Below are 16,140 nucleotides of genomic sequence, written 5' to 3' on the forward strand. Positions count from 1 at the left end.
ATCAGGCCTACATACGTTGTAGGCCGGATAAGGCATGTATGCCGCCATCCGGCACGTTCACAACTGTATTACTTGGTGATACGACCCTGCGCGTCTTTCAGCGCGGCATCGACGGTCTGACGACCGCTGGCGGCGTTGATCACTGCGGTACGCACGGCATACCAGAATGCGGACATCTGCGGGATGTTCGGCATGATTTCGCCTTTCTGGGCGTTATCCATGGTGGCCGCGATACGCGGGTCTTTCGCTAACTGTTCCTGGAAGGATTTCAGCGCAACCGCGCCCAGCGGTTTGTCCTTGTTCACTTCATCCAGGCCCTGGTCGGTCAGCAGGTAGTTTTCGAGGAATTCTTTCGCCAGTTCTTTGTTCGGGCTGGCGGCGTTGATACCCGCACTCAGTACGCCAACGAACGGTTTAGACGGCTTGCCTTTGAAGGTTGGCAGCAGCGTGACGCCGTAGTTCACCTTGCTCTTATCGATGTTGGACCACGCCCACGGACCGTTGATGGTCATCGCGGTATCGCCTTTGTTAAAGGCCGCTTCGGCGATGGAGTAGTCGGTATCCGCATTCATGTGTTTATTTTTGATCAGGTCGACCAGGAAGGTCAGGCCCGCTTTCGCGCCAGCGCTATCCACGCCCACGTCTTTCACGTCGTACTTGCCGTTTTCAAACTTGAACGCGTAACCGCCGTCGGCGGCAATCAGCGGCCAGGTGAAGTACGGTTCTTGCAGGTTGAACATCAGCGCGGATTTACCTTTCGCTTTCAGCTCCTTATCCAGCGCCGGAATTTCTTCCCAGGTTTTCGGTGGGTTCGGAACGAGGTCTTTGTTGTAAATCAGCGACAGCGCTTCAACGGCGATCGGGTAAGCAATCAGCTTGCCGTTATAGCGTACGGCATCCCAGGTGAATGGATAGAGCTTGTCCTGGAACGCTTTGTCTGGGGTGATTTCAGCCAGCAGGCCAGATTGTGCGTAGCCGCCAAAACGGTCATGCGCCCAGAAGATAATGTCCGGGCCGTCGCCAGTCGCGGCAACCTGCGGGAACTTCTCTTCCAGCTTGTCCGGGTGCTCAATGGTAACTTTGATACCCGTGTCTTTCTCGAATTTTTTACCCACTTCAGCGAGGCCGTTATAGCCTTTGTCGCCGTTAATCCAGATGACCAGCTTACCTTCTTCAATCTTGGCGAGAGCCGAGGCGGAAAACATCATCGTCGTTAATGCAGACAATGCGAGGATGCGTGCGCCAGTTTTGATATTCATAGTTCCCATCCTGTTTGGTGATTTTGCAGAGGTGGCTTAACGGGTACTAGTTTCTTTATACGGCAACCTCTTTCCATCCTCCTTACTCCTACGCCCCACCCGCTCTTTATGTGATCTGTGTTACATAAATGTGAGTATTGCGCACTGGCGCACATAAAACCCCACCCATTTTTGCAAGCTGCATCACGAAATTCCTCTGAGGCTGGTGGTCCGGGTCTCAGACGCTGCGCTCTCATCCTCCCGCCTCCTCCCCCATAAAAAAGCTGGGGGGTGGAGGATTCACGCCCGTGAGGGATAACGCATAGTCAGTCCATCATGAATGTTGCTGTCAATGACAGGTTGTAACGAAGGGAGAAGGGCATGGCGAGCGTACAGCTGCGAAATGTAACGAAAGCCTGGGGTGACGTGGTGGTATCGAAGGATATCAATCTCGACATTCACGAAGGGGAATTCGTGGTGTTTGTCGGACCATCAGGCTGTGGTAAGTCGACCTTGCTGCGTATGATCGCCGGACTTGAAACCATCACCAGCGGCGACCTGTTTATCGGGGAGACCCGGATGAACGACATTCCACCTGCCGAACGCGGTGTGGGCATGGTCTTCCAGTCCTATGCGTTATACCCCCATTTATCCGTCGCGGAAAACATGTCGTTTGGCCTCAAACTGGCCGGCGCGAAAAAAGAGGTAATGAACCAGCGCGTTAATCAGGTAGCTGAAGTTCTGCAACTGGCGCACCTGCTGGACCGTAAACCGAAAGCGCTTTCCGGTGGACAACGTCAGCGTGTGGCGATTGGCCGTACGTTGGTTGCCGAGCCGCGAGTATTCCTGCTGGACGAACCGTTGTCGAACCTTGACGCCGCGCTGCGCGTTCAGATGCGTATTGAAATCTCCCGCCTGCATAAACGTCTTGGCCGCACGATGATTTACGTCACCCACGATCAGGTCGAAGCGATGACCCTGGCAGACAAAATTGTGGTGTTGGATGCCGGTCGTGTGGCGCAGGTCGGTAAACCCCTGGAGCTGTACCACTATCCTGCCGACCGCTTTGTCGCGGGCTTTATCGGTTCGCCAAAAATGAACTTCCTGCCGGTGAAAGTTACCGCAACGGCGATTGATCAGGTGCAGGTTGAATTACCAAACCGCCAGCAAGTCTGGTTACCCGTCGACAGTGCCCGCGTTCAGGTTGGTGCCAATATGTCTTTAGGTATCCGCCCGGAACATCTGCTGCCCAGCGAAATCGCCGATGTCACCCTCGAAGGTGAAGTCCAGGTGGTCGAACAACTTGGTCACGAAACACAAATTCATATCCAGATCCCCGCCATCCGTCAAAACCTGGTTTACCGCCAGAACGACGTGGTGTTGGTAGAAGAGGGTGCCACATTCGCTATCGGCCTGCCGCCAGAGCCTTGCCATCTGTTCCGTGAGGATGGCACTGCATGTCGTCGGTTGCACCAGGAGCCGGGCGTTTAAGGTCCCCATAAAAAACGAAACGCAAAACCATTCGCAGTTTTAGAAGGTGGCAGCGTTTAAAGAAAAGCAATGATCTCAGGAGATAGAACGATGATTACTCTGCGCAAACTTCCTCTGGCGGTTGCTGTGGCAGCAGGCATTATGTCTGTTCAGGCAATGGCTGTGGATTTCCATGGTTATGCTCGTTCCGGTATCGGCTGGACGGGTAGTGGCGGCGAACAACAATGTTTCCAGGCAACAGGTGCACAAAGTAAATACCGTCTCGGTAACGAATGTGAAACCTATGCGGAAATCAAATTAGGCCAGGAAGTGTGGAAAGAAGGCGATAAGAGCTTCTACTTCGACACCAACGTCGCCTACTCCGTAGCACAGCAGAATGACTGGGAAGGGACTGACCCGGCCTTCCGTGAAGCCAACGTGCAGGGTAAAAACCTGATTGAATGGCTGCCAGGCTCTACTATCTGGGCCGGTAAGCGCTTCTACCAACGTCATGACGTGCACATGATCGACTTCTACTACTGGGATATTTCAGGTCCTGGTGCCGGTATTGAAAACATTGATCTGGGCTTCGGTAAACTGTCTCTGGCCGCGAGCCGTTCTCAGGAAGCGGGTGGTTCATACGCGTTCAGCAGCCAGAATATCTATGATCGTACCAAAGACACCGCTAACGACGTATTTGACGTTCGTTTAGCGCAGTTGGCAACGAACACTGATGGTATGTTGGAACTGGGTGTTGACTATGGTCGTGCGAATACGACAGATGATTACAGCCTGGCAGACGGCGCATCAAAAGATGGCTGGATGTTCACTGCTGAACATACCCAGAGCATGCTGAAGGGCTACAACAAGTTTGTTGTTCAGTACGCGACAGACTCCATGACCACGCAGGGTAAAGGTTTGAACCAGGGTTCTTACGGTTCTTCTTCCTTCACCATTACTAACCCAGATGGTAGTAAAACCAATTACGCCAATAACGTGATTAATAACAACGGTAGCCTGGTTCGTATTCTTGACCACGGCGCCATCTCCCTGGGCGACAAATGGGATCTGATGTACGTCGGTATGTACCAGAACCTCGATATGGATAACGATCTGGGTACCGAATGGTACACCGTCGGTATCCGCCCGATGTACAAATGGACGCCAATCATGAGCACCCTGATGGAAGTCGGCTACGACAACGTCAAATCTCAGCAGACTGGTGATCGCAACAGCCAGTACAAAATCACCCTCGCGCAACAATGGCAGGCTGGCGACAGCATCTGGTCCCGCCCGGCAATTCGTGTCTTCGCAACCTATGCCAAGTGGGATGAGGAGTGGGGCTACGTCAAAAATGGTAACGACGTAACCAAATACGCAGCTGCAACGAATTCTGGTATCAGCACCACCAGCCGTGGCGACAGCGATGAGTGGTCCTTCGGTGCTCAGATGGAAATCTGGTGGTAATTCAGCACTAACCTGACGTAAAGACCGAAAGAGGGGCGTAAGCCCCTCTTGATTACGGTTTAGCGCGCTATTGCCTGGCCACCGCTGAACCCATGCTATCTGAGGTGATAACAATGAAAATGAAGAAAAGTCTCGTTGCCCTTTGTTTATCTGCAGGGTTATTTGCCAGCGCACCTGGCATCAGCCTGGCCGATGTGAATATTGTTCCGCAGAACACCACCGCGGCGCCTGCTATTCCGACAGCTGCGTTGCAACAGTTAACCTGGACGCCGGTTGATCAATCTAAAACTCAGTCCACGCAGCTTGCGAGCGCGGGCCAGCGTTTGGATGTTGCTGGTATTACCGGTCCGGTCGCGGCCTGGAGCGTACCGGCCAATATTGGCGAGTTAACCCTGACGCTGACCAGTGAAGTAAACAAACAAACCAGCGTATTTGCGCCAAATGTCTTAATTCTTGATCAGAACATGACGCCATCTGCGTTCTTCCCCAGCAGCTATTTCACCTACCAGGAGCCCGGCGTGATGAGTGCCGATCGTCTGGAAGGCGTAATGCGTCTGACGCCAGCGCTGGGCCAGCAAAAGCTCTATGTTCTGGTCTTTACGACGGATAAAGACCTCCAACAGACCACGACCCTGCTTGATCCGGCGAAAGCTTATGCCAAGGGTGTCGGTAACGCTGTTCCCGATATTCCGGACCCGATCGCGCGTCATACCACCGATGGTCTGTTGAAATTAAAAGTCAAAACCAGCTCGTCCTCCAGTGTGTTGGTGGGGCCGCTGTTCGGTTCTTCCGGCCCTGGCCCTGTCACTGTCGGCAATACCGCAGCGCCTGCAGTGACTTATGCGGCTCCGGCAGCTGCGGTTGCCGCTCCAGCGCCGCAGCCGGTGAAGAAAAGTGAGCCGATGCTGAACGACACCGAAAGCTATTTTAATCAGGCGATTAAGGATGCCGTGGCGAAAGGCGATGTTGATAAAGCGCTGAAGCTGCTTGATGAAGCTGAACGTCTGGGATCCAAATCAGCCCGATCCACCTTTATCAGCAGTGTAAAAGGCAAGGGGTAAACATCACCCCACATTGTTGATTTTGCAACAACTGGTGCGTCTCCTGGCGCACCTTTTTTTATCCTTCAGTGCGAATTGTTACGCTTATGTTGCTCTGCCGATCACTTAATTGTGTTTGCTCACCCCGTAATGCCTTTTCTGCGATACAATGCCTTTAGGTTATAAATCGGAGAGTAAGGCATGCCACACCCTGCGTTAACGCAACTGCGTGCGCTGCGTTATTTTGATGCGATCCCGGCGCTGGACCCGCAACTGCTCGACTGGTTGTTACTGGAAGATTCCATGACCAAACGTTTTGAGCAGCAGGGCAAAGAAGTCACCGTCACGTTGATTCGCGAAGCGTTCGTTGGGCAAAATGAGGTGGCTGAAGAACTGACGCTGCTGCCCAAAGAGTCCCGCTATTGGTTACGCGAAATCCTGTTATGCGCGGATGGTGAACCCTGGCTTGCCGGGCGTACCGTGGTGCCTGAATCCACCCTGTGTGGCCCTGAACTGGCCTTACAAAACCTGGGGAAAACCCCGCTCGGACGCTACCTGTTTACGTCATCGACATTGACCCGAGATTTTATTGAGATTGGCCAAGATGCAGCGCTGTGGGGGCGTCGTTCCCGCCTGCGGCTGAGCGGTAAGCCGTTGATGCTTACCGAGCTTTTTCTGCCTGCATCGCCGTTGTACTGAGAGGAAGATAAAGATGGAGTGGAGTCTGACGCAGAATAAGCTGCTGGCGTTTCACCGCTTGATGCGTACGGATAAGCCAATCGGCGCCTTACTGCTGCTCTGGCCTACGCTGTGGGCATTATGGGTAGCAACCCCTGGTATGCCGCAACTGTGGATCCTGGCGGTTTTTGTCGCCGGCGTATGGTTAATGCGCGCTGCCGGATGCGTGGTGAATGACTATGCCGACAGGAAGTTTGACGGCCATGTTAAACGTACCGCGAATCGACCGCTGCCGAGCGGCGCAGTCACCGAGAAAGAAGCCCGAACGCTGTTTGTCGTATTGGTATTACTGGCCTTCCTGCTGGTCCTGACCCTTAATACGATGACCATTTTGTTGTCCGTTGCGGCATTAGCGCTGGCGTGGGTTTACCCGTTTATGAAGCGCTATACGCATCTGCCACAGGTGGTGCTGGGGGCGGCGTTTGGCTGGTCGATCCCGATGGCGTTCGCCGCCGTGAGCGAGTCCGTACCGCTGAGCTGCTGGCTGATGTTCCTTGCCAACATCCTCTGGGCTGTGGCCTATGATACGCAGTACGCCATGGTTGACCGCGATGATGACCTCAAGATTGGTATTAAATCGACCGCGATTCTGTTCGGCCAGAACGACAAGCTAATCATTGGTATTCTGCAGGTGGGCGTGCTGGCGCTGATGGCGCTGGTGGGTTGGCTAAACGGGTTAGGGCTGGGTTATTACTGGTCTCTGCTGGTGGCGGGCGCGCTGTTTGTGTATCAGCAGAAACTGATCGTCAATCGCGAACGTGACGCCTGCTTTAAAGCGTTTATGAACAATAACTATGTTGGTCTGGTGCTGTTTTTAGGCCTGGCAATGAGCTACTGGCATTTTTGAGTTTGGCTTAGCCTGCAAAATAAAAACCGGTCATTTTGACCGGTTTTTTTATGCTTACTCGCCTTGTGTGGCGCTCTCGATGGTCAGACGCACATCCGACGTGACCAGTTCGGCCAGCATCTGATAGATCTTCATCGTCTCTTCCGGTTCGGCATCTCCGGTATCGCTGATATATCCCTCGTCACGCAGCGTCAGCACCAGAGAACTGAACACGGCCTTGTCGAAGAATTCTGGCGCGTTAATGCCGTGCAGGACGGAAAGACGCTGTGCCACGGTGCGGCTCTCTTTCTCCAGCGTACCGCGGTTGATAGACGGATTAGCGCTCAGCAGCCAGAAGGTAATAGCATAGCGCTGCAACGTCTCACGAGCACCCGCCGCCAGCAGCTGTAGCGTACGGGAGCGGGCCGGATTGATATGCAGTTCGTCATCGTCCAGGGTGATGAGTCCCTGGCGCTGCATTTCGCTGGCCAGTTCGTCGATCACGCCAGCGAGTTCGTCACGCTCCCAGCGCAGGAACAGCTCCGCTTTCAGCATCGGGTACAGCGCTTCAATATGCTGTTGCAGCGCGGCGCGTGAAATATGACGATGCTGGGTTACGATGGCCGCCATCAACGAAGGCAGAACCAGCATATGCGCAATGTTGTTGCGGTAGTACGTCATCAATACCGCCTGCTCGCGCGGCAGAATGATGATGTCGCCGATGGTGTCTTTCTCGACCTCAAACTTGTTCATCTGCAAGGCATGGTCAATCAATTCACTGGCGCTCTGCGCAGGAACCGTCGCATCCGGGGCATACGGTACGTTGCGCAGCAGACTCAGATAGCAATCGAGTTGTTCAGTCAACTGCTCACGGGTCAGAGAGCGCTGGCGGGAAGCCAGCAACGCGGTACAGCACAGGTTCATGGCGTTGGCTGCGCCTGCGTTGTTAATGCGTACCATCAGATCGGCGGCAATGTTATTTACCGTCGGCGTCAGCCAGGCAGGACGGATAGACTCGATAGGATCGATTGATTCACGCCACTCCGGCACATGCTGGTTGAGGTAAGTCATCAACGGCATCGGCTCGCCAAAGTTAACGTAGCCCTGACCCAGATTACGCAGTTTGCTTAAGCCACGCAGCATTTGCGGCAGGCTCTCTTTCTCTTTCGTCGCGCCCCGCAGTTCTTTCGCATACGTGCCCACTTCCATTACGTGTTCGTAGCCGATGTAGATCGGTACGAGGGTAATCGGACGCGTACCGCCGCGCAGCATCGCCTGAATGGTCATCGACAGCGTGCCGGTTTTCGGGTCGAGCAAACGACCAGTACGTGAACGACCGCCTTCGACAAAGTACTCAACCGAGTAGCCGCGGCTGAACAACTCGCCCAGATATTCGCGGAAAACAGTGGAATAAAGCTTGTTGCCCTTGAAGGTACGACGAATAAAGAACGCGCCCAGGCGGCGGAAAATCGGACCTGCCGGCCAGAAATTCAGGTTGATGCCTGCCGCGATATGCGGCGGAACCAGACCCTGATGATACAGCACGTACGACAGCAGCATATAGTCCATATGGCTGCGATGGCACGGAACATAGACGATTTCGTGTCCATCGTGTGCCAACTGGCGTACACGCTCTGCATTATGAACGTTAATCCCCTGATACAGACGGTTCCAGGTAAAGCCCAGAATACGGTCTGTCAGACGGATCATCTCGTAGGAGAAGTTGGCGGCAATCTCTTCCATCAACGCTATCGCATTTTGCTGCGCTTTTTCGTGGGAGATTTTTTTACTGCGCGCTTCATCTTCTACCGCACGCGCGATAGCTTTTGAGGCCAACAGTTTGTTAAACAGATCCTGACGGGCAGGGAGGCGCGGCCCGACTGCGGCCAGGCGCTGGCGAGCAAAGTGCATACGCGCTACGCGCGCCAATTTCTGGGCGATAATTTTATCTGTACCGTGTTCATCCGCCATGCGACGCAGGGAAACCGACGGGGAGAAGCGGACAAAGCTGTCGCGACCCAGCCAGGACACAGCAAAGAATTTTTGTACGCCGTTCAGCATACGCAGCGGCGGGTTGACCTCGCCTTTTTCGCGTCCAGGCGCACGGCCAAACATCACCGAAACCGGCACCATCTGCACATCCAGGTCTGGATTGCTGCGATGCAAGTCGAGATAGTTATGGAACAGCTTAATAGACTCTTCTTTTGGCGTGTAATAGGTGAAAACACGTGGGCCGCCGTGAATAAACACGTAGCGCGGCAATAGAGTTCCGTCTATCTCCAGCGGTTCCAGGGGATCCGGGAGATCGTGCGCCAGACATTGGGCGCGTAGCGTCAGCAAGTCTGCTTTGGAGTTGTACGGTAGGACGTACATAATGGGGCGAGAAGTATCGAGCCCCAATTCCGGTGCAGGTTCCGCCGGAATAGACTTGCTTTTTACCAGCACGCTTAATGGTAAATTCAGTAATTTGTAGTAAATTCGTGGCCAGCCGGACATAAACGATGTAAAGCCTCTGGTTAATAATGCAAATGCGCTGCAAGGATATCAGAAAGTTTAGTGAATTTCTGGTGTATCCGGTCATACTTCGCGCTGCTTTGCCACACCCTGAAACAAACGGGGTAACGTTACAATGACATTGACGCTAATAATGTAAAAAGGTTCTTTTTGATGGCCAATAATACCACTGGATTCACCCGAATTATCAAAGCTGCAGGCTATTCCTGGAAAGGTTTTCGCGCCGCATGGATTAATGAAGCGGCATTTCGCCAGGAAAGCGTTGCCGTTCTGCTAGGCGTTGCCATCGCCTGCTGGCTGGACGTCGACGCCATTACGCGTGTGTTGCTGATTGGTTCCGTGATGCTGGTGATGATCGTTGAAATTCTTAACAGTGCGATAGAGGCGGTGGTTGATCGTATCGGTTCCGAGTACCACGAACTGTCTGGTCGTGCGAAAGATATGGGGTCGGCGGCGGTATTGCTGTCAATTTTTGTCGCCCTGATCACCTGGGGCATCCTGTTGTGGTCGCATTTGCGATAAAGATTCCACAACTTCATCATTCTCCTGTTTTTTGTGCAGTTTGCGGTTCCAAAATCACCTTTAGCTGTATATACTCACAGCATAACTGTATATACACCCAGGGGGCGGAATGAAAGCGTTAACGGCCAGGCAGCAAGAGGTGTTTGATCTTATTAGAGATCACATCAGCCAGACAGGTATGCCACCGACGCGTGCGGAGATCGCGCAGCGTTTGGGGTTCCGTTCCCCAAACGCTGCTGAAGAACATCTGAAAGCGCTGGCGCGTAAAGGCGTGCTGGAAATTGTATCCGGCGCATCGCGTGGTATTCGTCTGTTGCAGGAAGAAGAAGGTTTACCGCTTGTCGGTCGCGTTGCGGCAGGGGAGCCACTTCTGGCGCAGCAACACATCGAAGGCCATTATCAGGTCGATCCTTCACTGTTCAAACCGAACGCCGATTTTCTGCTGCGCGTCAGCGGTATGTCGATGAAAGACATCGGGATTATGGACGGTGATTTGCTGGCCGTGCATAAAACACAGGATGTGCGTAACGGTCAGGTTGTTGTCGCGCGCATTGACGACGAAGTGACGGTGAAACGCCTGAAAAAACAGGGCAACAAGGTTGAGCTTCTGCCAGAAAACAGCGAATTCAAACCGATTGTGGTCGACCTGCGCGAGCAAAACTTCACTATTGAAGGGCTGGCGGTAGGCGTCATTCGTAACGGTGAATGGCTGTAATCACAGGTTGCTTTCCCGACAGCCGGATAAGACGTTTGCGTCGCCATCCGGCAACTAGCCCGGTGGTGCTGTGCTTACCGGGCCTGAGCAACATCTTCCAGTACGTCTAACTTCTTTTCAGGCGCTATTTCATGCCTTTCTTTACCTCCTCCGACAAAGCACTCTGGCGTCTAGCCTTACCGATGATCTTCTCCAATATCACCGTTCCCTTGCTGGGATTGGTCGATACTGCGGTCATTGGTCATCTGGATAGCCCGATTTATCTTGGCGGCGTTGCCGTTGGCGCCACCGCGACCAGTTTTCTCTTTATGCTGCTGCTTTTTTTACGCATGAGCACCACGGGCCTTACCGCCCAGGCATTTGGCGCGAAAAATCCGCAGGCACTGGCGCGTGCGCTGGTGCAGCCGCTAATGCTGGCGCTGGGTGCGGGGCTGCTTATCGCACTGTTTCGTACGCCGATTATCGATCTGGCTCTGCATATTGTCGGGGGAAGTGAAGCGGTACTGGAGCAGGCCCGACGTTTCCTGGAAATCCGTTGGTTAAGCGCACCCGCGTCTCTGGCGAATCTGGTGCTGCTCGGCTGGCTGCTTGGCGTTCAGTATGCGCGGGCGCCGGTTATCCTGCTGATAGTCGGTAATGTTCTCAACATTGTGCTCGATTTATGGCTGGTAATGGGCCTGCATATGAACGTGCAGGGCGCGGCGCTGGCAACGGTCATTGCTGAATACGCCACCTTGCTGATCGGTCTGTTAATGGTCCGCAAAGTCCTGCATATGCGCGGAATTTCGCTGGCAATGTTGAAACAAGCGTGGCGTGGCAATTTCCGCCGCTTACTGGCGCTTAACCGCGACATCATGCTGCGCTCGCTGTTGCTGCAGCTCTGTTTTGGTGCCATTACGGTGCTGGGCGCACGTCTGGGGAGCGATATCATTGCGGTAAATGCTGTTCTGATGACTCTACTGACTTTTACCGCCTACGCGCTGGACGGGTTTGCCTACGCAGTGGAAGCGCATTCTGGTCAGGCCTATGGTGCACGGGATGGCAGCCAGTTACTGGATGTCTGGCGCGCAGCCTGTCGACAGTCCGGTCTTGTGGCGATTCTGTTTTCGCTGGTTTATGCCCTGTTTGGCGAGCACATTATAGCGTTGCTAACCTCGCTCCCGCAGATTCAACTGCTGGCCGATCGCTATCTTATCTGGCAGGTGATTTTGCCGCTGGTTGGCGTCTGGTGTTATTTGCTGGACGGTATGTTTATCGGCGCAACACGGGCTGCAGAAATGCGCAACAGCATGGCCGTTGCCGCCGCGGGATTCGCATTAACGTTGCTGGCTCTACCGCTGCTGGGTAACCACGGCTTGTGGCTGGCGCTCACCGTGTTTCTTGCCCTGCGCGGGCTTTCGCTGGCCTTTATCTGGCGACGTCACTGGCGCAACGGGACGTGGTTCGTTGAAGCCTGACGGTTAAAAATTCTGAATAGTGAATCGAATGCCGAATCAGTGACTACACTTATTCTCACGTCCAGCAGAAAAGATAGCAGAGTTGGACGAGATACTCTGGCTATTCACAACCTAACGATGAGGATTTGATGATGAATAAAGACGAAGTCGGCGGTAACTGGAAACAGTTCAAAGGTAAAGTGAAAGAGCAATGGGGCAAACTGACCGACGATGATATGACGGTCATTGAAGGCAAACGTGACCAGCTGGTCGGTAAAGTCCAGGAGCGTTACGGTTATGCAAAAGATCAGGCGGAGAAAGAAGTCACTGACTGGGAAACCCGCAACGATTACCGCTGGTAATTAGTCCCCTCCTGAGAGTACAGGGATGTACGCTCTCTTGCTTAGCGACCGACTTTCTTTTTCACCAGAATTGAGTGGTCATGCTGGCATTCGCCTGGATGGCGACAGGCTTCAACCTCCACGCATGCCGGGCAGAGTCCGTGAGCTTCAATCACGTTATGCCGCAGAGCAAAACCCATTTTTGCCGCCAGCATATGCATGATGTCTTCCACACCTTCCGCACACTCTTCTTTTACCACGCCACAGCGATCGCAAATAAACATCGCAGAACTGTGGGTCGGTTGATCGAACAGGTGACACAGCACGTAGCTGTTGGTCGATTCCACTTTATGTACAAAACCTTGTTCCAGCAGAAAATCGAGCGCACGATAAACGGTTGGCGGCTTGGCCTGCGGCTCGGTTTCCCGTAGCAGGTCGAGCAGGTCGTAAGCGCTAATGGCGCCTTCCTGCAGGCTCATCAGGCGCAGCACTTCGAGGCGCTGTGGCGTTAGCCGCACGTTGCGTTGCGCACAGAGTTTTTCAGCTTGAGCCAATAACTCCTGCGTGGTGGTTTTGTCCATTTGGCGCCTCGATTTGTGTGAAAGGTTAATCCCTTACTTTATCATGTTCTGCATAAAACGCCGAGATCCGCCGCTGTGTGCTATACCTGACGCATCGTATTCTGGAGAATCAACATGAAAAGACCCGACTGTATTCGCCACTGGCGAGAGGTGGAGGGGGCTGATGACTCCACCTACCCCGACAGCAATGAACTTTTTGCTATTGGCGCGCCGCTTGCCCGTAAACTGGGGTTAGGAAGACTGGGTATTCATCATGAACGCCTGCCGCCGGGGCGTCGCACATCTTATCCTCATGCGGAAAGCGATGAAGAAGAGTTTATCTATGTGCTGGAAGGCTATCCGGAAGCTTGGATCAACGGTTATTTATGGAAGCTCGAGCCTGGCGACAGCGTCGGTTTTCCGGCTGGAACCGGGGTATGTCACACCTTTATCAATAACACCAGTGAAGAGGTGCGCCTGCTGGTCGTGGGTGAGGCAAACAAAAAATATAATCGCATTTATTACCCGCTTAATCCGGTCTATGCCGCCACGCGCGAGGATCGCTGGGTTGACCATCCGCCGCAGTTTTTTGGCCCACATGACGGCAAGCCGGGGCGCAAATAACGCACTGCGAGAATATGCTGCGGTAGCCACGATGATGAGGCGCACTATCGCACCGGTCTATGCTATAGTAGCGCCCCTTTTTTAACCGGATGCTTGAATATTCGCCATGCTGCCTGAATCTCAGTCTACCGCTTTTCCCGCTCATCGTTTTTCTATCGCGCCGATGCTCGACTGGACGGACAGACATTGCCGCTACTTTTTGCGCTTACTGTCCCGCCAGACGCTGCTGTATACGGAGATGGTGACCACCGGAGCGATCATTCATGGTAAAGGCGATTATCTGGCGTATAGCGAAGAAGAACATCCGGTGGCGTTGCAACTGGGCGGGAGCGATCCTGCTGCGCTGGCGCAGTGTGCGAAGCTCGCTGAACAGCGGGGCTATGACGAAATTAACCTCAATGTGGGTTGTCCTTCCGACCGCGTACAGAATGGCATGTTTGGCGCCTGCCTGATGGGGAATGCGCAACTGGTCGCCGATTGCGTCAAGGCGATGCGCGATGTGGTGTCGATTCCGGTGACGGTGAAGACCCGAATCGGCATTGATGATCAGGACAGCTACGAATTCCTGTGCGACTTCATCAACACGGTGTCTGGCAACGGCGAATGCGAGATGTTTATCATCCACGCCCGCAAGGCCTGGCTGTCCGGGTTAAGCCCGAAAGAAAACCGCGAGATCCCACCGTTGGATTATGACCGTGTTTATCAGTTAAAGCGTGATTTCCCGCATCTGACGATGTCGATCAACGGCGGTATTAAATCGCTGGAGGAAGCGAAAAAGCATCTGCAACATATGGATGGCGTGATGGTGGGGCGTGAAGCCTATCAAAATCCCGGAATTCTGGCGTCGGTCGACCGCGAAATTTTTGCTGCCGCTACCCATGATGCCGATCCGGTCGCCGTGGTGCGTGCCATGTACCCATATATTGAGCGTGAACTGAGTCAGGGCACTTATCTGGGGCATGTCACACGCCATATGCTGGGACTGTTTCAGGGGATCCCCGGCGCACGTCAGTGGCGTCGTTACCTGAGTGAGAACGCGCATAAAGCCGGAGCCGATATTAACGTCCTGGAACATGCTTTGAAGCTGGTGACCGATAAGCGTTAGTTTCTCACTAATAGTTAGTTAATTTCACCACGCCCTGTGCTTTGTCACGGGGCGTTGTGTTTATAAATCAGTAGATTAACTTTGGCATGTTTCTTGTAAAGGAATGGAGAGTATTTCATTTCGGGAGAGAGTCATGCTGGAACTACTTTTTGTGATTGGATTTTTTATCATGCTGATGGTCACCGGCGTATCGTTGCTGGGGGTGCTGGCCGCGCTGGTGGTAGCCACCGCCGTGATGTTTTTGGGCGGACTATTTGCCTTGATGATTAAACTGTTGCCCTGGCTGCTATTGGCCGTTGCCGTGGTGTGGGTGATCAAGGCGATAAAAGCGCCAAAAGTCCCACAGTATCAGCGCAATAACCGCCGATTTTACTAAGGTATTGAGTGGTCCGTCACAACCTGAAACATTGCCTTTAGAACCAAATAGGAATTGATTATCAAATCTGTCACTATTGCCAGGTTAACGAATTCATCGAGCTGTACCCTACATACAGCCGAACTAAAAAAAGAAAGGGCTTCCTGCGGGAAGCCCTAATTCTTTACGGGATTAGCAGACTCGATCCCTGCGTGGCGCGACTTTCCAGCACTTCATGGGCACGCTGCGCGTCGTGCAGCGCAAATGTCTGACCAGGTGCGACATCCACTTTTATGACCCCACTGGCAATCAATGAGAAAAGCTCATTACTGGCTTCGGTTAATTCGCGGTGGTTGGTGATGTAACCCTGCAGAGAGGGACGGGTCACGTATAGCGAACCTTTCTGATTCAGAATCCCTAAATTTACACCGGTCACTGGTCCGGACGCGTTGCCAAAACTGACCATCAGTCCGCGGCGCTGCAGACAATCGAGAGACGCCTCCCAGGTATCTTTCCCCACCGAGTCGTACACCACCCGCACTTTTTTACCGCCGGTGATCTCTTTTACCCGCTCAACAATGCTTTCTTCACGATAGTTAATTACCTGCCACGCGCCGGCCTGCTGCGCAATTTGCGCTTTTTGCGCATTGCCGACGGTGCCAATCAGTTTCGCTCCCAACGCTTTCGCCCACTGACAAGCGATCAGACCGACGCCACCTGCGGCTGCGTGGAATAAAAACGGTTCGTCAGGCTGGATTTCATAGGTTTTGCGTAACAGGTAAAAAACGGTCAGCCCCTTCAGAAACGAGGCGGCTGCCTGTTCAAATGAGATAGCGTTAGGCAGAATAGCGGCTTTATCAGCCGGCACGTTATGCACTGAGCTGTAAGCGCCAAGCGCAGACTGAGCATACACCACGCGATCGCCAGCTTTAATGTGCGTCACTTTGCTGCCAACTTTGCTGACCACGCCCGCGGCTTCGGTACCCAGACCGCTGGGCAGAGAAGGTGGTGGATAAAGACCACTGCGGATGTAGGTATCGATGTAGTTGATCCCAATCGCTTTATTCTCGACCTGGATTTCGTTTTCCGCCGGGTCAACTGGCGTAAACTCCACAGCCTTGAGTACATCAGGCCCACCATGCTTGTGAAATTCAATACGTGTTGCCATGCTTCCTCCAAAAGAAATGTG

16 protein-coding genes are annotated in these 16,140 nt (G+C 53.4%); 12 read left to right on the forward strand and 4 right to left on the reverse strand.

What is annotated here, in order from left to right; translation table 11 throughout:
• Positions 1-68 precede the first annotated feature (68 nt).
• Complete coding sequence (malE, locus tag FDX04_RS02570; RefSeq protein ID WP_032940895.1) at positions 69-1,259, reverse strand: maltose/maltodextrin ABC transporter substrate-binding protein MalE; 1,191 nt, start codon at positions 1,257-1,259, stop codon at positions 69-71.
• A gap of 360 nt (positions 1,260-1,619) precedes the next feature.
• Between malE and malK the strand changes: the two genes are divergently transcribed.
• The 5 genes from malK to ubiA all read left to right on the forward strand — a co-directional run bounded on the left by malK (position 1,620) and on the right by ubiA (position 6,800).
• Entirely contained in the window at positions 1,620-2,729 is a 1,110-nt protein-coding gene (malK, locus tag FDX04_RS02575) for a maltose/maltodextrin ABC transporter ATP-binding protein MalK (protein WP_137370414.1), read from the forward strand.
• 90 nt (positions 2,730-2,819) lie between these two features.
• Positions 2,820-4,175: a maltoporin gene (locus tag FDX04_RS02580; protein WP_038636248.1), complete on the forward strand. Its 1,356-nt coding sequence runs from the start codon at positions 2,820-2,822 to the stop codon at positions 4,173-4,175.
• A 113-nt stretch (positions 4,176-4,288) separates the two neighbouring features.
• Entirely contained in the window at positions 4,289-5,236 is a 948-nt protein-coding gene (malM, locus tag FDX04_RS02585; protein WP_069325183.1) for a maltose operon protein MalM, read from the forward strand.
• Positions 5,237-5,416: 180 nt separating this feature from the next.
• Positions 5,417-5,914, forward strand: coding sequence for a chorismate lyase (gene ubiC / locus FDX04_RS02590; RefSeq protein ID WP_042313004.1), 498 nt, complete (start codon positions 5,417-5,419; stop codon positions 5,912-5,914).
• 13 nt (positions 5,915-5,927) lie between these two features.
• On the forward strand, positions 5,928-6,800 hold the full coding sequence (gene ubiA / locus FDX04_RS02595) for a 4-hydroxybenzoate octaprenyltransferase (RefSeq protein WP_042313002.1): 873 nt from the start codon (positions 5,928-5,930) through the stop codon (positions 6,798-6,800).
• 54 nt (positions 6,801-6,854) lie between these two features.
• On the opposite strand, the gene plsB is transcribed toward ubiA, so the two are convergent.
• Complete coding sequence (plsB, locus tag FDX04_RS02600; protein ID WP_137361111.1) at positions 6,855-9,275, reverse strand: glycerol-3-phosphate 1-O-acyltransferase PlsB; 2,421 nt, start codon at positions 9,273-9,275, stop codon at positions 6,855-6,857.
• Between the two features lie 171 nt (positions 9,276-9,446).
• On the opposite strand from plsB, the gene FDX04_RS02605 reads away from it, so the two are divergent.
• The 4 genes from FDX04_RS02605 to FDX04_RS02620 all read left to right on the forward strand — a co-directional run bounded on the left by FDX04_RS02605 (position 9,447) and on the right by FDX04_RS02620 (position 12,328).
• Positions 9,447-9,815, forward strand: a complete 369-nt coding sequence (locus FDX04_RS02605; protein WP_003826594.1) for a diacylglycerol kinase — start codon at positions 9,447-9,449, stop codon at positions 9,813-9,815.
• A gap of 109 nt (positions 9,816-9,924) precedes the next feature.
• The gene (gene lexA / locus FDX04_RS02610) at positions 9,925-10,530 is read left to right on the forward strand and encodes a transcriptional repressor LexA (RefSeq protein WP_137370415.1); all 606 of its coding nucleotides are present in this window, start codon (positions 9,925-9,927) and stop codon (positions 10,528-10,530) included.
• 131 nt (positions 10,531-10,661) lie between these two features.
• Positions 10,662-11,987: an MATE family efflux transporter DinF gene (gene dinF, locus FDX04_RS02615; protein ID WP_061382695.1), complete on the forward strand. Its 1,326-nt coding sequence runs from the start codon at positions 10,662-10,664 to the stop codon at positions 11,985-11,987.
• Positions 11,988-12,118: 131 nt separating this feature from the next.
• Positions 12,119-12,328: a CsbD family protein gene (locus tag FDX04_RS02620; RefSeq protein ID WP_006688302.1), complete on the forward strand. Its 210-nt coding sequence runs from the start codon at positions 12,119-12,121 to the stop codon at positions 12,326-12,328.
• 41 nt (positions 12,329-12,369) lie between these two features.
• Here the strand turns inward: FDX04_RS02620 and zur are convergent, their stop codons facing one another.
• Positions 12,370-12,888 carry a zinc uptake transcriptional repressor Zur gene (zur, locus tag FDX04_RS02625; protein ID WP_038636258.1) on the reverse strand — a complete coding sequence of 173 codons (519 nt, stop codon included), beginning with the start codon at positions 12,886-12,888 and terminating at the stop codon, positions 12,370-12,372.
• 114 nt (positions 12,889-13,002) lie between these two features.
• Between zur and FDX04_RS02630 the strand changes: the two genes are divergently transcribed.
• The 3 genes from FDX04_RS02630 (at position 13,003) to pspG (ending at position 14,972) form a co-directional block, all read left to right on the forward strand.
• The gene (locus FDX04_RS02630) at positions 13,003-13,491 is read left to right on the forward strand and encodes a cupin domain-containing protein (RefSeq protein ID WP_038636260.1); all 489 of its coding nucleotides are present in this window, start codon (positions 13,003-13,005) and stop codon (positions 13,489-13,491) included.
• A gap of 106 nt (positions 13,492-13,597) precedes the next feature.
• Positions 13,598-14,596 carry a tRNA dihydrouridine(20/20a) synthase DusA gene (gene dusA, locus FDX04_RS02635; protein ID WP_137370416.1) on the forward strand — a complete coding sequence of 333 codons (999 nt, stop codon included), beginning with the start codon at positions 13,598-13,600 and terminating at the stop codon, positions 14,594-14,596.
• A gap of 133 nt (positions 14,597-14,729) precedes the next feature.
• Entirely contained in the window at positions 14,730-14,972 is a 243-nt protein-coding gene (gene pspG / locus FDX04_RS02640; RefSeq protein ID WP_003031713.1) for an envelope stress response protein PspG, read from the forward strand.
• A gap of 163 nt (positions 14,973-15,135) precedes the next feature.
• Here the strand turns inward: pspG and FDX04_RS02645 are convergent, their stop codons facing one another.
• On the reverse strand, positions 15,136-16,119 hold the full coding sequence (locus FDX04_RS02645; protein WP_079226193.1) for a quinone oxidoreductase: 984 nt from the start codon (positions 16,117-16,119) through the stop codon (positions 15,136-15,138).
• Positions 16,120-16,140: the final 21 nt, after the last annotated feature.

It is taken from the genome of Citrobacter sp. wls615, from assembly GCF_005281355.1.
In the GTDB taxonomy this organism is placed as follows: domain Bacteria; phylum Pseudomonadota; class Gammaproteobacteria; order Enterobacterales; family Enterobacteriaceae; genus Citrobacter; species Citrobacter werkmanii.

Excerpts from the sequence above, each read along its gene's own strand:
- malK (WP_137370414.1), top strand. The coding sequence starts at position 1,620 with ATGGCGAGCGTACAGCTGCGAAATGTAACGAAAGCCTGGGGTGACGTG.
- dinF (WP_061382695.1), top strand. The coding sequence starts at position 10,662 with ATGCCTTTCTTTACCTCCTCCGACAAAGCACTCTGGCGTCTAGCCTTA.
- ubiC (WP_042313004.1), top strand. The coding sequence starts at position 5,417 with ATGCCACACCCTGCGTTAACGCAACTGCGTGCGCTGCGTTATTTTGAT.
- ubiA (WP_042313002.1), top strand. The coding sequence starts at position 5,928 with ATGGAGTGGAGTCTGACGCAGAATAAGCTGCTGGCGTTTCACCGCTTG.
- FDX04_RS02630 (WP_038636260.1), top strand. The coding sequence starts at position 13,003 with ATGAAAAGACCCGACTGTATTCGCCACTGGCGAGAGGTGGAGGGGGCT.
- zur (WP_038636258.1), bottom strand. The coding sequence starts at position 12,888 with ATGGACAAAACCACCACGCAGGAGTTATTGGCTCAAGCTGAAAAACTC.
- malE (WP_032940895.1), bottom strand. The coding sequence starts at position 1,259 with ATGAATATCAAAACTGGCGCACGCATCCTCGCATTGTCTGCATTAACG.
- FDX04_RS02645 (WP_079226193.1), bottom strand. The coding sequence starts at position 16,119 with ATGGCAACACGTATTGAATTTCACAAGCATGGTGGGCCTGATGTACTC.
- dusA (WP_137370416.1), top strand. The coding sequence starts at position 13,598 with ATGCTGCCTGAATCTCAGTCTACCGCTTTTCCCGCTCATCGTTTTTCT.
- malM (WP_069325183.1), top strand. The coding sequence starts at position 4,289 with ATGAAAATGAAGAAAAGTCTCGTTGCCCTTTGTTTATCTGCAGGGTTA.
- plsB (WP_137361111.1), bottom strand. The coding sequence starts at position 9,275 with ATGTCCGGCTGGCCACGAATTTACTACAAATTACTGAATTTACCATTA.
- FDX04_RS02605 (WP_003826594.1), top strand. The coding sequence starts at position 9,447 with ATGGCCAATAATACCACTGGATTCACCCGAATTATCAAAGCTGCAGGC.
- lexA (WP_137370415.1), top strand. The coding sequence starts at position 9,925 with ATGAAAGCGTTAACGGCCAGGCAGCAAGAGGTGTTTGATCTTATTAGA.
- pspG (WP_003031713.1), top strand. The coding sequence starts at position 14,730 with ATGCTGGAACTACTTTTTGTGATTGGATTTTTTATCATGCTGATGGTC.
- FDX04_RS02580 (WP_038636248.1), top strand. The coding sequence starts at position 2,820 with ATGATTACTCTGCGCAAACTTCCTCTGGCGGTTGCTGTGGCAGCAGGC.
- FDX04_RS02620 (WP_006688302.1), top strand. The coding sequence starts at position 12,119 with ATGAATAAAGACGAAGTCGGCGGTAACTGGAAACAGTTCAAAGGTAAA.